Source organism: Mycobacterium toneyamaense, from assembly GCF_055384815.1.
The window spans coordinates 2,662,587-2,685,405 of sequence record NZ_AP040333.1 but is presented as its reverse complement, the minus strand read 5'-3'; the positions used below and the strand labels follow the sequence as shown (position 1 = coordinate 2,685,405).

Annotated in this window: 20 protein-coding genes and 1 pseudogene; 9 read left to right on the top strand and 12 right to left on the bottom strand. The window is 68.3% G+C overall.

All coding sequences use genetic code 11. The features are described 5' to 3' along the window. Window positions 1-93 precede the first annotated feature (93 nt). Both ACZ5IQ_RS12960 and ACZ5IQ_RS12955 read left to right on the top strand, forming a co-directional pair. Entirely contained in the window at window positions 94-1,035 is a 942-nt protein-coding gene (locus tag ACZ5IQ_RS12960) for a proteasome assembly chaperone family protein (RefSeq protein WP_212814839.1), read from the top strand. A 44-nt stretch (window positions 1,036-1,079) separates the two neighbouring features. Further along, the gene (locus ACZ5IQ_RS12955; RefSeq protein WP_406775685.1) at window positions 1,080-2,102 is read left to right on the top strand and encodes an alpha/beta fold hydrolase; all 1,023 of its coding nucleotides are present in this window, start codon (window positions 1,080-1,082) and stop codon (window positions 2,100-2,102) included. A 6-nt stretch (window positions 2,103-2,108) separates the two neighbouring features. Here ACZ5IQ_RS12955 and nrdR read toward each other — a convergent pair whose 3' ends face one another. Further along, window positions 2,109-2,573, bottom strand: a complete 465-nt coding sequence (gene nrdR / locus ACZ5IQ_RS12950) for a transcriptional regulator NrdR (protein WP_138248984.1) — start codon at window positions 2,571-2,573, stop codon at window positions 2,109-2,111. A 111-nt stretch (window positions 2,574-2,684) separates the two neighbouring features. Further along, window positions 2,685-3,158 (bottom strand): LysM peptidoglycan-binding domain-containing protein, encoded by a 474-nt coding sequence (locus ACZ5IQ_RS12945; protein WP_212811718.1) that lies wholly within the window; start codon window positions 3,156-3,158, stop codon window positions 2,685-2,687. Window positions 3,159-3,409: 251 nt separating this feature from the next. Here ACZ5IQ_RS12945 and lexA point away from each other — a divergent pair, with 251 nt between their 5' ends. Then, entirely contained in the window at window positions 3,410-4,099 is a 690-nt protein-coding gene (gene lexA / locus ACZ5IQ_RS12940) for a transcriptional repressor LexA (protein WP_212811719.1), read from the top strand. Window positions 4,100-4,165: 66 nt separating this feature from the next. Here lexA and ACZ5IQ_RS12935 read toward each other — a convergent pair whose 3' ends face one another. The 3 genes from ACZ5IQ_RS12935 to ACZ5IQ_RS12925 form a co-directional block, all read right to left on the bottom strand. After that, window positions 4,166-6,427, bottom strand: coding sequence for an LGFP repeat-containing protein (locus tag ACZ5IQ_RS12935; RefSeq protein WP_464481335.1), 2,262 nt, complete (start codon window positions 6,425-6,427; stop codon window positions 4,166-4,168). A gap of 174 nt (window positions 6,428-6,601) precedes the next feature. Then, window positions 6,602-7,759: an acyl-CoA dehydrogenase family protein gene (locus ACZ5IQ_RS12930; protein WP_061006448.1), complete on the bottom strand. Its 1,158-nt coding sequence runs from the start codon at window positions 7,757-7,759 to the stop codon at window positions 6,602-6,604. Between the two features lie 96 nt (window positions 7,760-7,855). Further along, window positions 7,856-9,223 (bottom strand): DEAD/DEAH box helicase, encoded by a 1,368-nt coding sequence (locus ACZ5IQ_RS12925; RefSeq protein WP_267325553.1) that lies wholly within the window; start codon window positions 9,221-9,223, stop codon window positions 7,856-7,858. A gap of 367 nt (window positions 9,224-9,590) precedes the next feature. Between ACZ5IQ_RS12925 and ACZ5IQ_RS12920 the strand changes: the two genes are divergently transcribed. Then, window positions 9,591-11,228 carry a PE-PPE domain-containing protein gene (locus tag ACZ5IQ_RS12920; protein ID WP_464481334.1) on the top strand — a complete coding sequence of 546 codons (1,638 nt, stop codon included), beginning with the start codon at window positions 9,591-9,593 and terminating at the stop codon, window positions 11,226-11,228. Between the two features lies 1 nt (window position 11,229). Here the strand turns inward: ACZ5IQ_RS12920 and hflX are convergent, their stop codons facing one another. Genes hflX through ACZ5IQ_RS12900 form a run of 4 tightly spaced genes read right to left on the bottom strand, consistent with a single transcriptional unit; the run spans window position 11,230 to window position 15,183 of the window. Next, complete coding sequence (hflX, locus tag ACZ5IQ_RS12915) at window positions 11,230-12,642, bottom strand: GTPase HflX (RefSeq protein WP_138248978.1); 1,413 nt, start codon at window positions 12,640-12,642, stop codon at window positions 11,230-11,232. Window positions 12,643-12,669: 27 nt separating this feature from the next. Continuing rightward, the gene (gene dapF / locus ACZ5IQ_RS12910; protein ID WP_464481333.1) at window positions 12,670-13,560 is read right to left on the bottom strand and encodes a diaminopimelate epimerase; all 891 of its coding nucleotides are present in this window, start codon (window positions 13,558-13,560) and stop codon (window positions 12,670-12,672) included. A gap of 4 nt (window positions 13,561-13,564) precedes the next feature. Beyond that, window positions 13,565-14,491 carry a tRNA (adenosine(37)-N6)-dimethylallyltransferase MiaA gene (gene miaA / locus ACZ5IQ_RS12905; protein WP_212811726.1) on the bottom strand — a complete coding sequence of 309 codons (927 nt, stop codon included), beginning with the start codon at window positions 14,489-14,491 and terminating at the stop codon, window positions 13,565-13,567. Then, window positions 14,488-15,183 (bottom strand): class III extradiol ring-cleavage dioxygenase family protein, encoded by a 696-nt coding sequence (locus ACZ5IQ_RS12900; RefSeq protein ID WP_212811727.1) that lies wholly within the window; start codon window positions 15,181-15,183, stop codon window positions 14,488-14,490. Before ACZ5IQ_RS12900 ends, miaA begins: the two co-directional genes overlap by 4 nt. A 140-nt stretch (window positions 15,184-15,323) precedes the next feature. On the opposite strand from ACZ5IQ_RS12900, the gene ACZ5IQ_RS12895 reads away from it, so the two are divergent. Continuing rightward, window positions 15,324-16,652, top strand: a complete 1,329-nt coding sequence (locus ACZ5IQ_RS12895) for a DUF349 domain-containing protein (RefSeq protein WP_212811728.1) — start codon at window positions 15,324-15,326, stop codon at window positions 16,650-16,652. Here the strand turns inward: ACZ5IQ_RS12895 and ACZ5IQ_RS12890 are convergent. After that, the gene (locus ACZ5IQ_RS12890) at window positions 16,642-17,250 is read right to left on the bottom strand and encodes an Rv2732c family membrane protein (protein ID WP_212811729.1); all 609 of its coding nucleotides are present in this window, start codon (window positions 17,248-17,250) and stop codon (window positions 16,642-16,644) included. The genes ACZ5IQ_RS12895 and ACZ5IQ_RS12890 overlap by 11 nt on opposite strands. Beyond that, window positions 17,238-18,788: a tRNA (N6-isopentenyl adenosine(37)-C2)-methylthiotransferase MiaB gene (miaB, locus tag ACZ5IQ_RS12885; protein WP_212814840.1), complete on the bottom strand. Its 1,551-nt coding sequence runs from the start codon at window positions 18,786-18,788 to the stop codon at window positions 17,238-17,240. The genes ACZ5IQ_RS12890 and miaB overlap by 13 nt, the downstream gene beginning before the upstream one ends. 160 nt (window positions 18,789-18,948) lie before the next feature. Here miaB and ACZ5IQ_RS12880 point away from each other — a divergent pair, with 160 nt between their 5' ends. The 4 genes and pseudogenes from ACZ5IQ_RS12880 (at window position 18,949) to ACZ5IQ_RS12865 (ending at window position 22,155) form a co-directional block, all read left to right on the top strand. Continuing rightward, complete coding sequence (locus ACZ5IQ_RS12880) at window positions 18,949-19,677, top strand: amino acid ABC transporter ATP-binding protein (protein ID WP_165605466.1); 729 nt, start codon at window positions 18,949-18,951, stop codon at window positions 19,675-19,677. 29 nt (window positions 19,678-19,706) lie between these two features. Beyond that, window positions 19,707-20,501: pseudogene (locus ACZ5IQ_RS12875) on the top strand (glutamate ABC transporter substrate-binding protein); the annotation flags it as partial. 39 nt (window positions 20,502-20,540) lie between these two features. Continuing rightward, window positions 20,541-21,215 (top strand): amino acid ABC transporter permease, encoded by a 675-nt coding sequence (locus ACZ5IQ_RS12870; protein WP_234791633.1) that lies wholly within the window; start codon window positions 20,541-20,543, stop codon window positions 21,213-21,215. A 61-nt stretch (window positions 21,216-21,276) separates the two neighbouring features. Continuing rightward, a complete protein-coding gene (locus ACZ5IQ_RS12865; protein ID WP_212811731.1) occupies window positions 21,277-22,155 on the top strand; it encodes an amino acid ABC transporter permease in 879 nt (292 codons plus the stop codon). Here ACZ5IQ_RS12865 and ACZ5IQ_RS12860 read toward each other — a convergent pair. After that, window positions 22,125-22,742, bottom strand: coding sequence for a TetR/AcrR family transcriptional regulator (locus ACZ5IQ_RS12860; RefSeq protein WP_212811732.1), 618 nt, complete (start codon window positions 22,740-22,742; stop codon window positions 22,125-22,127). The two genes, ACZ5IQ_RS12865 and ACZ5IQ_RS12860, sit on opposite strands and share 31 nt — an antisense overlap. Window positions 22,743-22,819: the final 77 nt, after the last annotated feature.

Genomic DNA, 22,819 nt, shown 5'->3' with positions numbered 1-22,819 from the left:
AAGGTGAGCGAGCACGACGGGAACGCGCGCAACGCGAGCGGCCAGCGGCCCGACAACAGCCGGGGCCAGCAGTATCAGCCCGAGCAGAGCGGTATGTACGAGCTGGAATTCCCCGCGCCCCAGTTGTCCGCCGCCGACGGCCGCGGACCGGTGATGGTGCACGCCCTCGAAGGCTTCTCCGATGCCGGTCACGCCATCCGGCTGGCCGCCGAGCACCTGAAGAACACGCTCGACACCGAACTGGTCGCGTCGTTCGCCATCGACGAACTGCTGGACTACCGGTCACGCCGGCCGCTGATGACGTTCACCACCGACCACTTCACCAAGTACGACGATCCCGAACTGAACCTGTACGCGCTGCACGACACCGCCGGGACGCCGTTCCTGCTGCTGGCCGGGATGGAGCCGGATCTGCGCTGGGAACGTTTCATCACGGCGGTGCGGCTGCTGTCCGAGCGGCTCGGGGTCCGGCAGATCATCGGGCTGGGCGCCATCCCGATGGCGGTCCCGCACACCCGCCCCGTCACCATGACGGCACACGCCGGCAACAAGGAGCTGATCGCCGATCACACGCCGTGGGTTGGCGAGGTACAGGTTCCGGCCAGCGTGTCGAACCTGTTGGAGTACCGGATGATTCAGCACGGCCACGAAGCCCTCGGCTTCACCGTGCATGTGCCGCACTACCTAGCGCAGACCGCGTATCCGCCCGCCGCCGAGGCGCTGCTGGGTGAGGTCTCCCGGATCGCGTCGCTGCAGATTCCGCTGCACGCGCTGTCGGAGGCGGGCGCCGAGGTGTACGCCAAGATCAGCGAGCAGGTGGAGGCCAGCGCCGAAGTCGCTCAAGTGGTCAGTGCACTGGAACAACAGTACGATTCGTTCGTCGCTGCTCAGGAAAATCGGTCGTTGCTGGCACGTGACGAGGAACTACCCAGCGGCGACGAACTCGGCGCACAGTTCGAGCAGTTCCTCGCCGAACAGTCCGGTGACGGATTCTCCGATCCCCAAGCCGGCGACGACGGCACTGTCGGCGACTGACCACGCGGTCGGCTTGGCCGACACCATGGGAAGGAGCTGGGACGATGTCCGATGGAAAGCCCAACCTGCACTCGGTGCGCGACGTGACGCCGCGGCTGGAGTACCGCACCATCCATGGTTACCGCCGCGCGTACCGGGTGGCGGGCTCGGGGCCGGCGATCCTGCTGATCCACGGCATCGGCGACAACTCCACCACGTGGGAAACCGTTCAGACGCGCCTCGCCCAGCGGTTCACCGTCATCGCCCCTGACCTGCTGGGCCACGGCCAGTCCGACAAGCCGCGCGCCGACTACTCGGTGGCGGCGTACGCCAACGGCATGCGGGACCTGCTCAGCGTGCTCGACATCGAACGCGTGACGGTCATCGGCCATTCACTGGGCGGCGGCGTGGCCATGCAGTTCGCCTATCAGTTCCCGCAATTGGTCGATCGCCTCGTGCTGGTGGGTGCCGGCGGTGTCACCCGCGACGTGAACATCGCACTGCGACTCGCGGCGCTGCCGCTGGGCACCGAAGCGCTGGCACTGTTGCGAATCCCGTTGGTACTGCCCGCCCTTCAGCTCGCCGGGCGTCTCGGCGGAGCGCTGCTCGGGTCGACCGGCCTGGGCCACGACCTGCCGAACATGCTGCGCATCCTCAACGACCTGCCCGAACCCAAGGCCTCATCCGCCTTCGCCCGGACCCTGCGCGCAGTGGTCGACTGGCGCGGCCAGGTGGTCACGATGCTGGACCGATGTTATTTGACCGAAGCCATTCCGGTGCAATTGGTTTGGGGCACCCAGGATGCCGTCATCCCGGCCGCCCACGGAGAACTCGCCCACGCCGCGATGCCGGGCTCCCGGCTCGAGTTCTTCGACAACTCAGGACATTTCCCATTTCACGACGACCCCGATCGGTTCGTGAAACTCATCGAGGAATTCATCGACACGACGGCGCCGTCGGTCTACGACCGTGATGCGCTGCGCGGACTCCTGCAGACCGGTGTCACCGCGAAGTCCATCGACGCCCCGCAAGATACGAAGTATGCGGTTCTCGACGCCATGGAGACCGACGAGCGCAGCGCGACCTAGCTGCCGTCAGCCCGACGACGTCACACCGCGGTGCGCCCGCAGCGCCTCGATTTCGCGTTCGAAGTCCTCCGCGGACGAGAATGAGCGGTACACCGACGCGAACCGCAGATAGGCGACCTCATCGAGGTCACGCAGAGGACCGAGGATCGCCAACCCGACCTCATGGCTCGGCACTTCGGGAGATCCGGTGGCCCGCACCGCATCTTCGACCTTCTGCGCCAACTGGTTCAGGGCATCGTCGTCGACCTGCCGCCCCTGGCAGGCGCGCCGTACGCCCTTGATCACCTTGTCCCGGCTGAACGGTTCGGTGACGCCGCTGCGTTTGACCACCGCGACGACTGCGGTCTCCACCGTGGTGAACCGGCGACCGCACTCCGGGCATGACCGGCGACGCCGAATCGCCTGCCCTTCGTCAGCTTCTCGTGAATCGACTACACGCGAGTTCGGATGCCGGCAGAACGGACAGTGCATCACCGCTCCTTCGCCGCACCGACAATCGACCGTTTCGAACGGTCTCGAGCCTACCCGTGCCGCTCTGACGCGGCCGGGCGCCGTGCCGATCGACGCGCGCACGGACTGTCCTCAGCCGACCGGCGCGATCAGCGTCTGCCCGGCGTTCAGGGCCACCGACGGGAGCTTGTTCAGCTCCTTGATGCGGTCGACGACGGCACTGACCGGCGCGTCGGGCGCCACCCGCCGCGCGACCTGCTGGATCGACTCCCCCGTCTGCACCCGGACCACCGCGAGCTGCGCGGGCACGGAGGCCGTCGAAGAAGTCGGCTGGACCGCTTCGCCGAACTGCGCCACCAGACCCAGCCACACCGTGATCCCGGCCGCGACCAGGGCCAGCATCACCGTGGTCAACGGGGTGATCGGATTGCGGCGGTGCGAGGCACGCGACGTCAGCACGCCCGTACCCCGGTGCCGGAAGGCCGCGCCCGAGGGACGCGCGCCGGCCGGCCGCAGCCGGGCCTGGCGGTGCCGGTTGACATCTGAACGCCGAGGCACGGTGCGGACGACGACGTCGGTCGGGTATTCGCGGGTGATGACGGTCATGTCGGTTCCTCTCAGGAGTTCGTACATAGGTTCGATCGCTCTTGTGTTCGACTATATCGCCCAAATGTTCGAAGGGTAGAACATGTGATCGAACTGTTGCGAACGATACGACCACCCACCGACAAGTTCCGTACCCCGACTCCGCCACCCCTTTCACGACGTCACCACCGGATCACGCCCGCGACACGCCGAGCCGCCCGATCTCGAACACATGTTTGATGAATCGGGTGCGCTGGGCTAGATTCGTCTCCATGAGCGACAGCACCGATACCCCGGACACCCAGGCAGGCGGACGGTCCAGCAGCCTCACCGAGCGCCAGCGGACCATCCTCGATGTCATCCGCACCTCGGTCACCACGCGCGGTTATCCGCCCAGCATCCGGGAGATCGGTGACGCCGTCGGTCTCACCTCGACATCGTCGGTGGCCCACCAGCTGCGCACATTGGAGAAGAAGGGCTACCTGCGCCGTGACCCGAACCGCCCGCGCGCGGTGGACGTGCGCGGCGCGGACGATTCGACCGGAGCCACCATCACCACCGATGTCGCCGGTTCGGACGCGCTGCCCGAGCCGACCTTCGTCCCGGTGCTCGGCCGGATCGCGGCCGGTGGCCCGATCCTGGCCGAAGAGGCCGTCGAAGACGTCTTCCCGCTCCCCCGCGAACTCGTGGGCGAGGGCTCGTTGTTCCTGCTGAAGGTCGTCGGCGAGTCGATGATCGACGCCGCGATCTGCGACGGCGACTGGGTCGTCGTGCGGCAGCAGAACGTGGCCGACAACGGCGACATCGTCGCGGCGATGATCGACGGCGAGGCCACGGTGAAGACCTTCAAGCGCACGAAGGGCCAGGTGTGGCTGATGCCGCACAACCCGGCGTTCGATCCGATCCCGGGCAACGACGCGGTCGTACTCGGCAAGGTCGTGACCGTCATCCGCAAGATCTGACGCCGGCCAGACCTACAGATGAGCCCCGCTGCAGTCGCTCGCAGCGGGGCTCAGTCGTGACTCCGGTCAGCCGCGGATGAACCCGTTGGTGACCGCGAATTCCTCACTGGCAAACCAGATTTGGACAGGCGCCTCGGCATATCCGGGAGACCCCGGCACCCAGTACAAACCCGACTCCGTATTGGCCTTGATGTCATAGCCCTCGGGCGGCTCGGCACCGGTGGCCACGCGGAACGACATCTGCGCGGTCTCGGGTTCCTCGGCCCCCAGCGCATGGTGTCTGCCGCTGGCGGGACCGGCCACCACCGTCTCCTCCGGCGGTGTCGCGACCGCAGGCGGCTCGTGCACAGGAGGCTCGTCCACGGGCGTCTCGGTGGCCGGTTCCGCTGCCGGTGTCTCAGCCGCCTCGACCTCGGGGGCCTGTTCTTGCGGCTCGGGCGCGCACTCGTCACCGGCCTGGGCGTCGGCGTCGCGGCCGTCGGCCGGCGCTGCCCAGACGCGGTCGCCGGGGTCCCGGGGCCGTAGGCCCGCGAAGCCCGCCAACCCGGCCGCGGTGAGGCCTGCCGCCGCACCGCCGCGACGCAGGGCGTCGGGCAGTTGCACCGATGTCGTCGGCTCGTCGGCGGATTCGTCGGCGTCCGGCTCCGGCTCCGGCTCGGTGGGCTCGGCCGCGTCCACCGGCTGGGCCTCGGCTTCGGCCTGCGCCTCGGGCACCTCCTCGGACCGCTCACCCTCGGCCGTCTCGGCCGGCGTTTCAGTGGGCTGTTCGGCCGTGAAATCCGGGTACACCGTCGGCGCGGTGTCGATGACATCAGGGTTGCTCTGGAACGCGGGGCCGCCGTGCGGGTTGTCGAACTGCTGGTCCTCGGCCGCGTACTCGTCGCCGTACTCGCTGTCGGCGCCGCCATCGGCATACTGCGGGTCGCCGTACTCGCCGTCGCCGAACTCGTGGTCGTCGTAGTCGTACGCGTCCTGGTCGTCGATGGCGTCCTGACCGGCATTCCGCCGGCGCCGCAGCAGTGCCGCGATCACGATGCCGACCACCACCAGCAACAGCGGGATGATCGCCAGCAGCCACCACCAGTGGAACTGGTACCACTTGCCGGACTCATCGGCCTGCGAGGTCACGCCACCCGGCAGATCGACACTGGGCACCTGGAGGCCGCTCAGTTGCGACGCCAGTTCTGCCGGCTCGGTGCTGAACGCACGGCTGGACTTGTTCCACGAGATCGAACCGCCCGTGAACTTCTGGCTGACGACGTCGCCGCTGACGGTCTGATCGGCGGTCGGCGCGCCGAGCTTGCCGGTCGCGCCACCGAGCTTGTCCCACGCCGCGTTCATCGCGCCGCGGACGACGAACGCGCCGTGCTCGGGCGTCCAGAAGATCGCCGGGTTGTCGGCGGCGGCGAACGTGGCGATGCGGCTCGTGGGCGAGATGCCGCCGTCGGTCTCGTTGCTCGCCGGGAATCCGAGATCGCCCTGCGGGCCGCCGGCCGCGCGGTATTTGGCCAGTACGTCGCCGGTGATCGCGTGCGCACCGGTCGCCGGTGAATAGAAGATGGTGCCGCCGGCGAAGTTCTGTGCCACGCCGTCGCCGACCTTGTACTGGGCACCCTGCTCGTCTCCGAGGGTGCCCTGCGGCCCGCCGGCTGCCCGTCGTGCGGCGGCGATGGCCGTCGTCGCGTCGCCCGGCACGTCGAGGCCGGTCAGCTGGCCGGCCAGGTCGGCCGGCGTGGTGGTGAACGCCTTGGTCTTGGCGTTCCAGCTCACCTCACCGCCGGTGAAGGGCTGGGTGACGACGTCGCCCTTCCAGGACTCGTCGGCAGTGGGTACGCCGAGGGTGCCGGCCGACCCGCCGAGCTTGTCCCAGGCGGCGTTGATGGCGCCGCGCACCACCCAGGCGCCGTTGTCGGGCGTCCAGAAGATGACCGGCTTGTCAGCGGCACTGAAGGTGCTGTTGCGGCTGTCAGTGGCCTTGCCCGCGCCCTCGTCGATGGTCGGGAAGCCGAGATCGCTGTCCGCGGCGCCGCCCAAGGCCTGGTACTTGTCGAGGATCGCGCCGTAAATGAGATGGGCGCCGGTGCCCTCGCTGAAATAGATCTTGCCGCCCGCGAAGTTCTGCGCAAAGCCCGCGCCGACCTGGTAGACGTCACCGTCCTTGGCACCCAGCTCACCCGTGTCACCGCCCGCGGCATCCCACGTGTGGGATATCGCCGCGTCGGCGTCGCTTTCCGGTGTCGCGTATGCCGTCGGAGCCATGAGCAATGCCACCGCGACAGAAAGGGCCCCGACACCAGCCCATCCGCCACGGGTTCGCAGCCCGGTCATCGAATTCCTCCCGCGGTCGGCAAAACTCCGGATACAAAATTCCGTCAGACAAACTCTCTTGATTGAGAGATTCTGTCAACTTTGCTTCAGTTCATGCCCATCGTGCGGGATATCGGGCGGTGACGCACCAGTGTGTCGCGCTTCGATATGCGAATAAATTCGCGCGGCAATTTGTTAAACGCCCAATCCGCGGCCGATGATCTCCTTCATGATCTCGGTGGTCCCGCCGTAGATGGTCTGGATGCGCGAGTCCAGGAATGCCCGCGCAATGGGATATTCGCGCATATAGCCGTAGCCGCCGTGCAGCTGCAGACACCGGTCGACCAGGCGAACCTGCGCCTCTGTGGAATACCATTTGGCCATCGCCGCCTGGTCGATTGTCAGCTTTCGATCGAGATGCAGGCGAATGAACTCATCGACCATGATTCGCACCGCCGTGGCCTCTGTCGCCAGTTCCGCCAACACGAATCGGCTGTTCTGGAAGCTGCCGATCGGCTTGCCGAACGCTTTACGCTCCTTGGCGTATTGCAATGTCGATTCCAGCACGGCCTCCATCGCCGCGGCAGCCATCACGGCGATGGAAATACGCTCCTGCGGCAGGTTCTGCATCAGATAGACGAACCCCATGCCCTCGACGCCCAGCAGGTTCTCGGCCGGGACTTTGACGTCGGTGAACGACAATTCCGCGGTGTCCTGCGCGTCGAGGCCGATCTTGTCGAGGTGACGGCCGCGCTCGAAACCCGCCATGCCGCGCTCGACCACCAGCAGGCTGAAGCCCTGCGCGCCCTTGTCCGGGTCGGTCTGAGCGACGACGATCACCAGGTCGGCGTGAATACCGTTGGTGATGAACGTCTTCGAGCCGTTGAGCACGTAGTGGTCGCCGTCTTTGACCGCACGGGTCTTGATGCCCTGCAAGTCACTACCGGTGCCCGGTTCGGTCATCGCGATGGCACAGATCAGTTCGCCGCTGCAGAAACCGGGCAGCCAGCGCTGCTTCTGCTCGTCGTTGGTCAGCTCGAGCAGGTACGGCGCGATGACGTCGTTCTGCAGCGTGAAGCCCAGACCGCTGTGTCGTCCCGCCGCGGTCTCCTCGCTGACGATGACGTTGTAGCGGAAGTCCGGGTTTCCGCCGCCGCCGTACTCCTCCGGCACGGCCATGCCGAGAAAACCCTGTTTACCCGCCTCGCGCCAGACCTCGCGGTCGACGATCTTGGCCTTCTCCCACTCCTCGCGGTAGGGCTCGGCATGGCGGTCGAGGAACGCGCGGTACGACTCCCGGAACAGCTCGTGCTCGGGTTCGAACAACGTGCGGTCGTACTTGATGACACCCATGTGAGACCTCCGGTACTGGATAAGTTTGCAACAACTTATCCCAACCGGGCGGTTGGTTGTGAGCGGGCCCACACCCGGCGCGTCGCCGGGTGGCGACTACCTCGCCTGGCTGCGGCCGGACTGCGAACGGCCCGGCTGCCCCTGCGAACGACCACCCTGGGTACGCCCGGGCGCCTGCAGCCCACCGCTCGAACGCCGGCGGCGGCGCTGCGCCTGCCCGGCGGTCGCCGTCTTGGCCGGACGGTTGCCGCCCCGGGGCGCGGGCGCCTCCTTGGGGGCCGGCGCGCGGTACGGCGCGATCTCTCCGACCAGCGCCTGCACCGACGCCGAATCGGCGACGACTTCCTGCGGCCGGGCCGTGATGCCGGCCTTGCGCAGCAGCTGCTGGGCATCCTTGCGCTGCTCCGGGAGCACCACGGTCACGACGTCGCCGGCGCTTCCGGCACGGGCCGTACGTCCCGAGCGGTGCAGGTACGCCTTGTGCTCGGCGGGCGGGTCCACGTGGACCACGAGCTCGACCTCGTCGACGTGCACACCGCGCGCGGCGATGTCGGTGGCGACGAGGACGCGCGCCTCTCCCGAGCTGAAAGCGGCGAGGTTGCGGTCCCGCGCGGGCTGGGACAGGTTGCCGTGCAGGTCGACCGACGGCACACCGGATTCGGTGAGCTGCCGGGCCAGCTTGCGAGCCTGGTGCTTGGTGCGCATGAACAGGATGCGCCGGCCGGTGCCGGACGCCAGCCGCTGCACCAGGTCGCGCTTCTCGGCGACACCGGCGACGTGGAACACGTGGTGCGTCATGGCCGGCGGCGGCGCATCGATCTCGTCGACCGAATGCGTGATGGGATCGGACAGGAAGCGCCGCACGAGCTTGTCGACGCCGTTGTCGAGCGTCGCGGAGAACAACATGCGCTGGCCGCCGGCGGGAGTGGCCGCCAGAATCCGGGTGACGCCGGGCAGGAAGCCCAGGTCGGCCATGTGATCAGCCTCGTCCAGCACGGTGACCTGCACGGCGTCCAGGCTCACCAGCTTCTGCTTCATGAGGTCTTCGAGACGGCCCGGGCAGGCGATGACGATGTCCACGCCGCCGCGCAACGCGTCGACCTGACGGTTCTGCGAAACGCCACCGAAGATGGTGGTCACCTTGAGTCCCACAGCAGTGGCGAGCGGTTCGACGGTCGCGGCGATCTGGGTCGCCAGCTCGCGGGTCGGGGCCAGCACCAGGCCGGTGGGCCGCGACGGACGTCGCGAGGCGCCGACCAGCCGGGCCACCAGCGGAATGGAGAAGGCGAGCGTCTTACCGCTGCCCGTGCGGCCGCGGCCGAGGACGTCCCGGCCGGCCAGGGTGTCGGGCAGGGTGCTGACCTGGATTGGGAACGGCGCGGCGATGCCGCGGCCGGCGAGCGAGGCGACGAGCGCCTCCGGGACGCCGAGTTCAGCGAAGGACGACGATTGTTCTGCAGACATGGATGAGTACAGCCTTTCCGGCACGGAGGGTCGACAATGCCGGCGGCAGTATCGGTCGCCGCGAGAAGTGCTGGTGCAGATGGACTGACACGGCTCTCAGCCGTTCCACGACGTGATCAGCGGGCGTGTCCTGCGAAGGAGCGCAACTGATGTTGAGTCAGAGCTTAGTACCGAACATCGCCCGTCGCCGACCACGGCAATCGGTACGGCCGGTCGCGGGACGAAAAGCCCTGTCCCGCAATGAGTATCGCGGTGGTGTGATTTCACCCACGATCCGCGCGCTGCCGTACCAGAGAATCGACACGCTCGACAAATTTTCGGCAAACACCCGGTCCCGGTCCGGTCACAGTGCGACGATGCGAAACAGGTGCCGATCATCGGATCGGCGACGTCGAAAGGGCGCGAGGCCATGCGCAACTTCGGACGCACCATCCCCGCAGCCGTGGCCGTGATGCTGACGGTGCTGAGCACGGTTCTGCTGGGCGTGGTCTCGATGGTGACGGCCGCGTTCACCCTCGCCGCGACCGCGCTGATCGTCCCGGGCACCGGCACCCCGAACGCGAATGTTGTTGCGGGGTACAAGGAGAACGCCGACAACTACTACATCGCGCCCTTCAACCCGCTGTGCACGCAGCCCACCTGCACCCTGACGGGTATCAACTACCCCGCCCAGTTCTGGCCGATCCCGCTGCCCGGCTGGGGTGGCCTGTCCGGCGCCAAGTGGAACGACTCGACCGGACAGGGCATCGCCAACCTGGATACCGCACTGACCGGCCTGCTGCCGACCGCGACGCCGGCCAATCCGGTCATCATCTTCGGCTACTCCCAGGGCGGCAACATCGTGAGCCGCGAGAAGGCCACGCTGTCGGGACTGACCGACGCGCAGAAGGCCTCGTTGGCCTTCGTGATGATCGGCAACACCAACCGGCCCAACGGCGGTCTGTTCGAGCGACTGGCCTTCCTCGGCACGGTGCCGATCCTCGATGTCACCTTCGGTCTGCCGGCACCCACCAACACCGGCATCAAGACCACCGACATCGCGTTCGAGTACGACGGCGTGTCCGACTTCCCGCTCTACCCGATCAACCTGCTCGCCGACCTCAACGCCATCGCCGGTTTCTGGTACACCCACGGCACCTACCTGGCGCCCAACGAGAACAGCGATCCCGGTGAGATCCCCGACCTCGAGTACACGCCCGCAGAGCTCGACGCCGCATTGAAGGACCCCGCGAACCAGACCGTGTACGGCGACACCACCTACATCACGATCCCGACCAAGACCCTGCCGATCGTGCGGCCGTTCCTGGAGTTCGGCGGCTTCACCCACACCAGCTTCATCATCAAGCCGATCGTCGACCTGGTCTCCCCCGTGCTGCGGGTGCTCATCGACACCGGCTATGACCGCAGCCTGAGCCCGGGCGTCCCGGCGCCGTTCCGGTTGATCCCGCTGATCAACCCGATCACGCTGACGGTGGACCTGATCAACGCCGCGGGCGAGGGTGTCAAGGCCGCGATCAGCGACATCACCGGCGGCAAGGTGCAGCTTCCCATCGCCGCGACCACCCCGACCCCCGCGCCGGCGACGGTCGCGGCCCTGTCCGGCTCGACCGCACCGAAGGCGGTTTCCGCCACCCCGACCGGTGACACCAAGCTCGCGCCCGTGACTGCTCCGAAGCTCTCGACCACCCCGGACACCAAGGACACCGACACCAAGGACGGCGACACGAAGATCACGGCCGTCAAGGACACCGACACCAAGACCCCGGACACCAAGGTGACGGATCCAAAGACCACCGACACCACCGGCCCGAAGCAGGACCCGAAGCCCGGCACCGACCCGGCCAAGGACGGTCAGACCGGCGCCACCGACAAGACCAATGACAAGACCGGCGACAAGACCACCGATAAGACCAAGAAGCCGAAGAAGGACAAGAAGGTCAAGGCCCCCAAGGCCGTGAAGCCGGCCGCCGACAAGGCCGACAAGCCGGCCAAGGCCGCCGCGTGAACTAGGCGGTGACGAACTCGCCGAGGCTGGCGGCCAGCGCCATCGGCACCCAGCCCTTGATCCGGGTGCCGTCGGTGGTGTGCTCGGTGGCCTCGACACGACCTTCGGCGTGGACACGAGCCACGAGGTCACCGCGGTCGTAGGGAATGGTCACGTCGACGGCGGCGTCGGTCGGCTCGACCAGCTCGCACATGCGCATCCGTAGCCGGTCCAGCCCCTCACCGGTGTGCGCCGACACGAACACGGCGTCCGGCAACGCGCGCCGCAGGTGGGCCAGCGCCAGATCGCCGGCGGCGTCGATCTTGTTGACCACCAACAGCTCTCGCGGGGCGGCGATGTCGTACTCGGCGACGACTTCCCCGACGACCGTGCGGACCGCGTTGATCTGCGCCAGCGGATCGGCGTCGGAGCCGTCGACGACGTGGACGAGCAGGTCGGCGTCGACGACCTCCTCCAGCGTCGACCGGAACGCCTCGACCAGCTGCGTCGGCAGGTGCCGCACGAACCCGACGGTGTCGGTCAGGGTGAACGGCCGGCCGTCGTCGAGCTGGCCCCGGCGCGTGGTGGGTTCGAGGGTGGCGAACAGCGCGTTCTGCACCAGCACGCCGGCGCCGGTGAGGGCGTTGAGCAGGCTGGACTTGCCGGCGTTGGTGTAGCCGACGATCGCGACGGACGGGGTGTCGCTGGCCCGGCGGCTGTGCCGCTGGGTGTCGCGAATCTTCTTCATGTCCTTGATCTCGCGGCGCAGCTTGGCCATCCGCTCACGGATCCGCCGCCGGTCGGTCTCGATCTTGGTTTCACCGGGGCCACGGGTACCCACGCCGCCGCCGGCGCCACCGGCACGACCACCGGCCTGCCGGGACATCGACTCACCCCAGCCGCGCAGTCGCGGCAGCATGTACTCCATCTGGGCCAGCGACACCTGGGCCTTGCCTTCGCGGCTGGTGGCGTGCTGGGCGAAGATGTCGAGGATCAGCGCGGTGCGGTCGATGACCTTGACCTTCACCACTTTTTCCAGCGAGTTCAGCTGGGCGGGGCTCAGTTCACCGTCGCAGATGACGGTGTCGGCGCCGGTGGCGAGCACGATCTCACGCAGCTCCAGGGCCTTTCCGGAGCCGATGTAGGTCGAGGCGTCCGGCTTGTCACGGCGCTGGATCAGGCCTTCGAGCACCTCGGAACCCGCGGTCTCGGCGAGCGCGGCCAGTTCGGCGAGGCTGTTGTCGGCGTCGGCCGACGTGCCGTCGGTCCACACGCCGACCAGCACCACGCGTTCGAGGCGCAGCTGGCGGTATTCGACTTCGGAGATGTCGGCCAGTTCGGTCGACAGGCCGGCAACGCGGCGCAGTGCCGCGCGGTCTTCGAGCGCCAGTTCACCGACGCTGGGGGTGTTGTCAGGATCGAAAGGAGAGGTCATAGGTAGTTATCGATGGTGCCCGCAAAGTCAGCGGGACGCATCTGAATTTCCTTCGTTCTCGTGCCACCATTCGGCGGCGAGTTCACCGTGCGCCAGCAGCACCGACGGCCCGCGCAGGAAGCTGGTGTCCTCGGTGATGGTCACGCTGACCTCGCCGCCGGGGATCACCACCCGCAGGCTGCCGGTGTCGGCGCCGATGTGGTTCAGTGCTGCCAACGTGGCAGCGACGGTTCCGGTTCCGCAGGAGCGGGTTTCGCCCACGCCCCGCTCGTGCACCCGCATCGCGACGACCCCGTTGGCGGGCGCAGTCAGCACCTCGACATTGACGCCCTCGGGGAACTGGTCAGCGTCGAAGGACACCGGCGCCGCGACATCCAGCGCGGTGAGCCCGGCCATGTTCAGCGACGGGTCGACACAGGCCAGGTGCGGGTTGCCGACGTCCACCGCCAGGCCCGCGAAGGTGCGCCCGGCGATGACGGCCTTGCCGGGCCCGAACGAACGGGCCTTGCCCATCTCGACCGTCACCTCGGCGTTGACCGCGTCGGCGCCGTGCACGACCACCGGACGCGGCCCGGCCAGGGAACCGACCACGAATTCGTCGCGGTGCTCGAGCCCGGACGCGCGCAGGTAGTGCGCGAAGACCCGGACACCGTTGCCGCACATCTGGGCGATGGAGCCGTCGGCGTTGCGGTAGTCCATGTACCAGTCGTCGGCGGCGACGCCGTCGGGAAGGTCGTCGAACACACCGGCGTTCTGCGCGGCGCCGGCCTTGGTGACGCGCAGCAGGCCGTCGGCCCCGAGTCCGCGGCGCCGGTCGCACAGCGCAGCGATGACCGCGGGGGTCAGGTTCAGTTCGGCGTCGACATCGGGCAGCACCACGAAGTCGTTCTGGGTGCCGTGCCCTTTCGAAAACCGCACAGCTTCAGGATACGTGGCGCCACCGACGCGCCACCTCGGCTGCGTTGTCCGGAGCGTCACCGGCCAGCCAGACGATCCGGTGATCGCGCCGGAACCACGACCGCTGCCGGCGCACGTAGCGCCGGGTGCCGATGAACGTCCGCTCCTTGGCTTCTGCCATCGCGGCATCGGCCGTAGCGGGGTCGCCCCCGGCGTCCAGCGCCGCCAGCACCTGCGCGTAGCCCAGGGCCCGGGCCGCCGTCACTCCGTCGCGCAGGCCGCGGGCACGCAGCGCCACCACCTCCTCGACCAGCCCGGAGGCGAACATCAAGTCGGTACGGCGCTGCAGCCGGTCATCGAGAACCTCTGTGTCCCAGTCCAATCCGACGATCAGGGTGTCCCAGCGCGGGGCCCCGATCTGTGGCGCCGACGCCGCGAACGGCTGCCCGGTGAGTTCGACGACCTCGAGCGCCCGCACGATGCGCCGGCCGTCGGTGTTCAGGATCGACGCGGCGGCCTCGGGGTCGACGCGCGCCAGCTCGCCGTGCAGGGCGGTGACCCCGACCTCGGCCAGCCGGTCCTCCCACCGGGCCCGCACCGCGGGATCGGTCGCCGGGAACGACCATTCGTCGAGCAGTGCCTGGATGTACATCATCGATCCGCCGACGATCACCGGCACGGCGCCGCGAGCGGCGATGTCCTCGATGTCGGCCGCGGCGGCCGCCTGGTACTTCGCGACGGTCGCGTTGTCGGTGACCTCGAGGACGTCGAGCTGGTGGTGCACGATGCCGCGCCGCTCGGGCACCGTCAGCTTGGCGGTGCCGATGTCCATGCCGCGGTAGAGCTGCATGGCGTCGGCGTTCACGATCTCGCCGCCCAGCTGTTCGGCGAGGTCGAGTGCCAGGGCCGACTTGCCGGTGCCGGTGGGGCCGACGACCGCGATGGGCCTCACTGCGCGGTCCAGGTACCGACGAAGTAGCCGACGCCGTAGGGCGCGCCGCGATACAGCTCCGTCGCTTTCGGGTCGGGTCCGGCCAGCCCGGCCAGCACCTGGTAGGCGACGCGGCCGAGGACGCCGGACAGCCCCGCGATCGCCGCCACGTCACCGGTGGCCAACGCGTCATCCCACTGTGCTTGTCGCGCAACGGAATCCGGATCGAAGCCGCCGGGCGCCGCGGCCGTCAGGGTGTTCGCGCCGTCGGCGACCACCAGCACGCCGACGGGGTCAGCGACCGCGTCCAGCTCCGCGCGCAGGGCACGGCCGCGCTCCAGCGCGATGTCCGACGCCAGACCGTCGGCGAAAACCCGCACGTCGACGGTCGCTCCCGCGTCGACACTCCCCCGCAGCCAGCCGGCGATCAGCGCGCACAGCGGCAGAGGCCGTACCTCCCCGTCCGCGGCCGGCGTGAACGTCACCCGGACGTCTGCGCCGTAACCGGCGAAGGTGCCGACCGCGTCGCCGGGCACCCGGCCATCCTCCGGACCGACGCCGACCGCCACCCAACGCGACGGCAGGTCCTGCACCGCCCCGCGCACGGCCGCCGTCAGGTCGGCCAGTTCGACCGCCGCGCCGGACGCCAGCTCAGGCACCAGAATGGGGGCCGACGGGACGATGGCGATATGTGTCAGGCCGGCGCTACGCACGCGTCCACGCTAACGAGTCCGGCAAACGCCTGCGCAGACGGCGGGTCGACCTGTTTGAATAGCGTGCGAGTACCAGATGACGGCGCCGCGTCGCGCGGCAGAAGCGTGGGTCACCCACGCGCGGGCATGAGGAGCACGAGATGACCACCACCGAACCCGGCAACACCCCGAAACCGACTCCTCGGCCCGGTCCGCCGCGCCCCGGTCCCAAACCGAGCGCCATCCCGCACCACCCTCCGGCGCCACCTGTGGCTGCCGCGCCGACGTGCGATCCGCACCGCTTCGGCCGCGTCGACGACGACGGCACGGTATGGCTCATCACCGCCGCCGGCGAGCGCAAGATCGCGTCGTGGCAGGCGGGCGACGCGGAGGCCGCGTACGCCCACTTCGGCCGCCGGTACGACGACCTGAGCACCGAGGTGGCGCTGCTGGAGCACCGGCTCGGTAGCGGTAGTGGCGACGCCCGCAAGATCAAGTCGGCCGCCGCGACGCTGCTGGAATCGCTGCCGGAGGCCTCGGTACTGGGCGATGTCGATGCCCTGAGTGCCCGGCTGAGCACCATCGTCGAGCAGGCGGGCGCCAGCGCGCAGGAGGAGCGGGCCAAGCGCGACGAGCACCGGGCCGCCCAGACTGCCCGCAAGGAAGCCCTGGCCGCCGAGGCCGAGGAGATCGGCGCCAACTCCACACAGTGGAAGGCCGGCGGCGACCGGCTGCGCGCGATCCTCGACGAGTGGCGGACCATCACCGGCCTGGACCGCAAGGTCGACGACGCGCTGTGGAAGCGCTACTCGGCGGCCCGCGAGGCGTTCAACCGGCGCCGGGGCTCGCACTTCGCCGAGCTCGATCGCGAGCGGGTCGGCGTCCGTCAGGCCAAGGAGGCGCTGTGTGAACGCGCCGAGGCGCTGTCCAGCTCCACGGACTGGGGCGCCACCTCCGCGACATTCCGCGATCTGCTGACGCAGTGGAAGGCCGCGGGCCGCGCCGCCAAGGACGTCGACGACGCCCTGTGGAAGCGGTTCAAGGCCGCCCAGGACACGTTCTTCAGCGCCCGCAACGCGGTCAACGCCGAGAAGGACGCCGAGTTCAACGCCAACGCCGACGCCAAGGCCGAGCTGCTGGCCGAGGCCGAGAAGATCGACATCAGCGATGTCGAGGCCGCGCGCGCGGCATTCCGGGCCATCGGCGACAAGTGGGACGCCATCGGCAAGGCTTCACGCGACCGCACCGCGGAGCTGGAGCGCCGGCTGCGGGCCGTCGAGAAGAAGATCCGCGACGCCGCGCAGAGCGGCTGGAGCGACCCGGAGGCGCAGGCCCGGGCCGACCAGTTCCGCGAGCGCGCCGAGCAGTTCGAGCGTCAGGCCGAGAAGGCCGAGGCCGCCGGCAAGACGAAGGATGCCGAGAAGGCGCGGGCCAGTGCGGCGCAGTGGCGTGAGTGGGCCGACGCGGCTTCCGCCGCGATCAAGAAGTAGGTTCGTCCGGGCCGTCGAGCAGCCCGCGTTTCTGCTGCTCGGCGGTCGATTCGCGGCGCTGCGCCTCGGCGGCCAGCTGCACCGCGGTGCGTGACCACACCACGCGGGCCCAGTGGAACGTCAGCAGGATGACGGCGATCCATGCCAGGTAGAGCCCGAATCCGGGTCCCGGGTAGGGCTTGACGACGGTGTTGCGCGACCAGATGGCCAGCATCCCGAGGAAGCACGACACGGCGGAGCCGGCCAGCGCGATCCAGGCCAGGCCCCAGCGGCGGGTCAGCAGCGCCAGCATCGAGAAGCCGACGCTGAAGACCAGGATCAGCCAGACGAACACCCGCGACGGCAGCAGAATCTTGGCGTCCAGGGCGGCCTGATCGCCGAGCAGGACGTCGAAGCCCTTGACGCCACCGGTGTGCGGCAGCACAAACGACAGCAGGATGACGAAAACGCAGATCGCCACGACCATGGCGCGGCCGCCCGGGTCGATCTCCCGGGCGATGCGCTGCTCGGCGGCGTCGATGTCGTCCTTGAATTCCTCGAATTCGCCGTTCGCGCCGCCGTTGGGCTGTCCGGGCTTGGTGTCGTTCATCGTGAACATCCCTGCTCTACGGGCGTGACGGGGGGCGCGCCGATCTGCGGCATGCCCAGCCCGACGCCGGTGGTGGGTTTGCGGCCCGCGGCGTGCGCGTCGCCCGCGCGGGTGCGGCGGTGGCTGATGATCGGCGTGTCGGCGATCAGGTGGTGCGGGGCGGCACCGGTGACGGTCGTGGCGACGATGTCGCCGGGACGGATGTCGGCGTCACCCGGGGTGAAGTGCACGAGCCGGCCGTCGCGCGCACGGCCCGACATTCTCTCGGTCGCGGAATCCTTGCGGCCTTCGCCGGTGGCCACCAGCAGCTCGACCTCACGGCCGACCTGTGCCAGGTTCTCCTCCCAGGAGATGCGCTCCTGCAGCTCGATGAGCCGCATATACCGTTCGGACACAACCTCTTTCGGAAGCTGGTCGGGCAGCTCGGCGGCCGGGGTACCAGGCCGCTTGGAGTACTGGAACGTGAAGGCGCTGGAGAACCGGGCGCGTTCGACGACGTCGAGGGTGGCCTGGAAGTCCTCTTCGGTCTCCCCGGGGAACCCGACGATGATGTCGGTGGTGATGGCCGCATGCGGGATCGCGGCACGCACCCGTTCGATGATGCCGAGGTACTTCTCGGCGCGGTAGGAGCGGCGCATCTCCTTGAGGATGCGGTCCGATCCCGACTGCAGCGGCATGTGCAGCGTCGGGCAGATGTTCGGGGTGGCCGCCATGGCTTCGATGACGTCGTCGGTGAACTCGGCGGGGTGCGGCGAGGTGAACCGGACCCGCTCGAGGCCCTCGATGTCGCCGCAGGCGCGCAGCAGTTTGGCGAACGCGCCGCGGTCGCGCTCGATGTCGGTCCAGGCGTCCGGATTTTCGCGGAGTCGTTCGTCCTGCGAGAACGAAACGCCATACGCGTTGACGTTCTGGCCCAGCAGCGTGATCTCCAGGACGCCCTGGTCCACGAGGGACTTCACCTCGGCGAGGATGTCGCCGGGACGCCGGTCGACTTCCTTGCCGCGCAGCGACGGCACGATGCAGAACGTGCAGGTGTTGTTGCAGCCCACCGAGATGGAAACCCAAGCGGCGTAAGAAGATTCGCGCGTGGCCGGCAGCGCCGAGGGGAACTCCTGAAGGGCCTCGACGATCTCGACCTGGGCTTCGCGGTTGTGGCGGGCGCGTTCCAGCAGCACCGGCAGTGAGCCGATGTTGTGCGTGCCGAACACCACGTCGACCCACGGCGCCTTGCTCAGCACCGTGTCGCGGTCCTTCTGCGCCAGGCAGCCGCCGACGGCGATCTGCATGTTCGGGTCGGCTTCCTTGCGCGGCGCCAGGTGGCTGATGTTGCCGTAGAGCTTGTTGTCGGCGTTCTCTCGCACCGCGCAGGTGTTGAAGACCACGACGTCGGCGTCGGTGCCGTCCTCGGCACGCCGGTATCCGGCGTCTTCGAGCAGGCCGGCGAGCCGCTCGGAATCGTGGACGTTCATCTGACACCCGTAGGTGCGGACCTGGTAGGTGCGTCCCGCGCCGGAACCCGTAGCGGACTCCGTGGCGTCAGCTTCCACGTCCGGAGTCGCTGTCGAAATCACGTGCCAATCGTACGGGCGGCGCGATTTATACCAAATTTGCCGAAGGGTTTCCGGGTTTCTGTGACTGATCCGCGCGCCGTGGCTTACCTGGGTAGTGTCTGTGCGCATGGTCACCGGCGAGTCACCTGCCACCCCGATGATCTCGGTCAAGGGGGTCAACAAGCACTTCGGCGCACTGCATGTGCTGAAGGACATCAATCTCGAAGTCCCGCGCGGACAGGTGGTGGTGCTGCTCGGGCCGTCAGGTTCGGGTAAGTCGACGTTGTGTCGCACCATCAATCGGCTGGAGACCATCGACTCCGGGTCGATCCACATCGACGGTGAGCTCCTGCCCGAAGAGGGCCGCAAGCTGGCCACGCTGCGGTCCGAGGTCGGCATGGTGTTCCAGTCGTTCAACCTGTTCGCGCACAAGACAATTCTCGAGAACGTCACGCTCGCGCCGATGAAGGTGCGGCGGAAGAACAAGGACGAGGCCCGCAAGAAGGGGCTCGAGCTGCTGGAGCGGGTCGGGGTCGCCAACCAGGCCGACAAGTACCCGGCGCAGCTGTCCGGTGGTCAGCAGCAGCGCGTCGCGATCGCCCGGTCCCTGGCCATGGGCCCCAAGGTGATGCTGTTCGACGAGCCCACCAGCGCGCTGGACCCCGAGATGGTCAACGAGGTGCTGTCGGTGATGACGTCGCTGGCGACCGAGGGCATGACCATGATCGTGGTGACGCACGAGATGGGCTTCGCCCGCCGCGCGTCGAACCGGGTGGTGTTCATGGCCGACGGCACCATCGTCGAGGACGCCGAGCCCGACGAGTTCTTCACGGCGCCGAAGTCCAACCGGGCCCGGGACTTCCTGGGCAAGATCTTGGACCACTGATCGTGGAACGATCGATTGGGCAGAGGTTCGTGACGCGCACTCTGCGCCGCCTGGCCGCCGTCACTGTGCTGATCGTGGCGTTGTTGTCGCTGAGCGCGTGCGGCGCCAACAGCAAGAAGATCACCATCGGCACCAAGTTCGACCAGCCCGGCCTGGCCGCGAAGAAGCCCGACGGCACGCTGGCCGGCTTCGACATCGACGTCGCGACCTACGTGGCCGGGCAGCTGGGCTACAAACCCGACGACATCGAGTGGAAAGAAGCACCGTCGGGTCAGCGCGAGAACCTGATCCAGAACCACCAGGTCGACTTCATCGTCGCCACCTACTCGATCACCGACGCCCGTAAGCAGAAGGTGTCGTTCGCCGGACCGTATCTGGTCACGGGCCAGAGCCTGCTGGTGCGCGCCGACAACAACGAGATCACCAGCGTCGAGTCGCTGCAGAACCACAAGAAGCTGTGCTCGGTGTCGGGTTCCACACCGGCACAACGCATCAAGGACAAGTACCCGGGCGTGCAGCTGCAGCAATACGACACCTACTCGGCGTGCCTGGAGGCGGTGAAGACCGGCGCCATCGACGCGCTCAGCACCGACGAGGTGATCCTGGCGGGCTACGCCGCGCAGACGCCGGGTGCCTTCAAACTCGTCGGCAAGCCGTTCTCGGTGGAGAAGTACGGCATCGGATTGCTCAAGGGCGACAAGGAATTACGCCAGAAGATCAACGACGCCATCGAGAAGATGCAGAAGACCGGCGAGTGGCAGGCCGCGTTCGACCGCAACCTGGGGCCGGCCGGGTTGTCGGCGCCGCCGCCTCCTCCGCTGGACACCAACATCAATGGCGCCGGCGGCGCCAAGCGCGTCGATCTGTGGGGCACCTACGGCGGCAAGATCGTGAAGGCGTTCTGGACGACGATCCAGCTGACGCTGCTCGCCGCGGCCGGGGCACTGATCCTGGGCACCGTGCTGGCGGCGATGCGGCTGTCGCCGGTGCCGGTGCTGCGCTGGCTGGGCACGGCATACGTCAACGTGGTCCGCAACACCCCGTTGACGCTGATCATCCTGTTCTGTTCGTTCGGTATCGGGAACACCCTGCGGATCACCCTGGTCGATCCACATTCACCGACGGCCGTGGTGGACAGCAACTTTCGGCTCGCGGCGCTCGGGTTGACGGTCTACACCGCGTCGTTCGTGTGCGAGACGCTGCGTTCGGGCGTCAACACCGTGCCGCTGGGGCAGGCCGAGGCCGCGCGCTCGCTGGGCATGAGCTTCGGGCAGAACCTGCGGTTGATCCTGTTGCCGCAGGCTTTTCGCGCGGTGATCAATCCGCTGGGTTCGGTGCTGATCGCCCTGGTGAAGAACACCACCATCGCTTCGGCCATCGGCGTGGCCGAGGCGGCGCTGCTGATGAAGGAAATGATCGAGAACACCGCGGCGCTGCTGGCGGTCGGCTCGATCTTCGCCGCGGGTTTCGTGGTCCTGACGTTGCCGTTGGGGCTGTTGTTCGGTTGGTTGGGTAAGCGATACGCGGTGGTGCGGTGATGAGCGCTTGCGCGAAGAACAGAGGACTCCGGTTGAGCGCGTGCGCGAAGGGCGGGCACTGATGAGCGAAGCTTCCGTCCTCTACGACGCCCCGGGCCCACGGGCGCAGCGGCGCAACCTGTTGTTCGCCGCCGTCATCGTCGCGGTGATCATCGCGATGGCCGGCTGGGTGCTGTGGCAGTTCGAGTCGAAAGGCCAACTGACCGAAGCGAAATGGCACCCGTTCCTGACGGCGAACCTGTGGACGACGTACGTGCTGCCCGGGGTGGCCGGCACGTTGACGGCGGCCGCGGTCTCGATCGTGCTGGCGCTCGTCCTAGGTCTGGCGCTGGGCATGGGCCGGTTGTCGGATGCTCGTCCGGTGCGCTGGGTCTGCTCGGTGGTCGTCGAGTTCTTCCGTGCCGTCCCGGTCCTGATCATGATGTTGTTCGCGTATTTCCTGTACGCGCTGTACGACGTCTTCCCGTCGCGCCAACTGGCACTGGCCGGCGTGATCACCGGCCTGACGCTGTACAACGGCACCGTGATCGCGGAGATCGTGCGGGCCGGTGTGCACGCGCTGCCGCGCGGCCAGCGTGAGGCCGCCGTCGCACTGGGTCTGCGGCCCGGTCAGACCCTGCGACTGATCCTGCTCCCCCAGGCCGTGACGTCGATGCTGCCGGTGCTGGTGTCCCAGATGGTGGTGGTGCTCAAGGACACCGCGATCGGCTACCAGATCACCTTCGTCGAGATGGTGCGCCAGGGCACGAACATCGGTTCGGCGTACAGCAACTACATCCCCGCGCTGCTGGTGATCGCGGCCCTGATGATCAGCCTCAACTTCGCGTTGTCGGCACTGGCGACCCGCCTCGAAGCCCGGCTGCGCAAGTCCCGGCGCAGCCCCGAACCACTGCAGATCAAGACCGGGGTTCAGGAGGATGCGCCGGGAACCCCGGCCTGACGCGGTTCGGGCCAGGCGCGCAGCGCCTGATCGGCGACCGCGTGCAATTCGTCGCGGTCGGCACCGCTGTTGGCCTGGACTGCCAGGCCCTGACAGACCGCCCCGATCCAGCGGGCCAGCACCTCCGGGTCCGCCCCGGGTAGTTCGCCCACACGTTGGGCTGCGGTGAACCGTTCGGCCATGTGAGCAACGGCGTCTTCGCGCAGTTGCGCCAGTTCGGCGTGCAATGCCGCCGCCTCGTCGCCGGAGGCCAGGGCGCTCTGCACCAGCAGGCAGCCCCGCGGACCCGCTGTCCCCGCTGACGCGTCGACGGCGCCGTGCACCATGGCGTACGCGGTATCCCATGCGGTGGGCAGGGCCAGCGCCCGTTCCGCGTACCTACCGGGTCCGGCCTGGTAGCGCCGCACGGCGGCCCGGAAAAGGTCGGCCTTGGAACCGTATTCGGCGTACAGCCCGCGCCGGTTCACCCCGGTGGCGGCCGCGAGATCGGCGATGGACACTCCGTCGTAACCGTGCGCCCAGAACAGTCGCATCGCAATGTCCAGGACGCACTCCGGGTCGTACATGCGAGGTCTGCCGATCGCCATCAGCCCCCCTTGTGTGATCCGGGCCACAGTTCGGAATGAAGTCCCGCCGTAGCAGCTTGTCCTGAGCGTACTTAGTA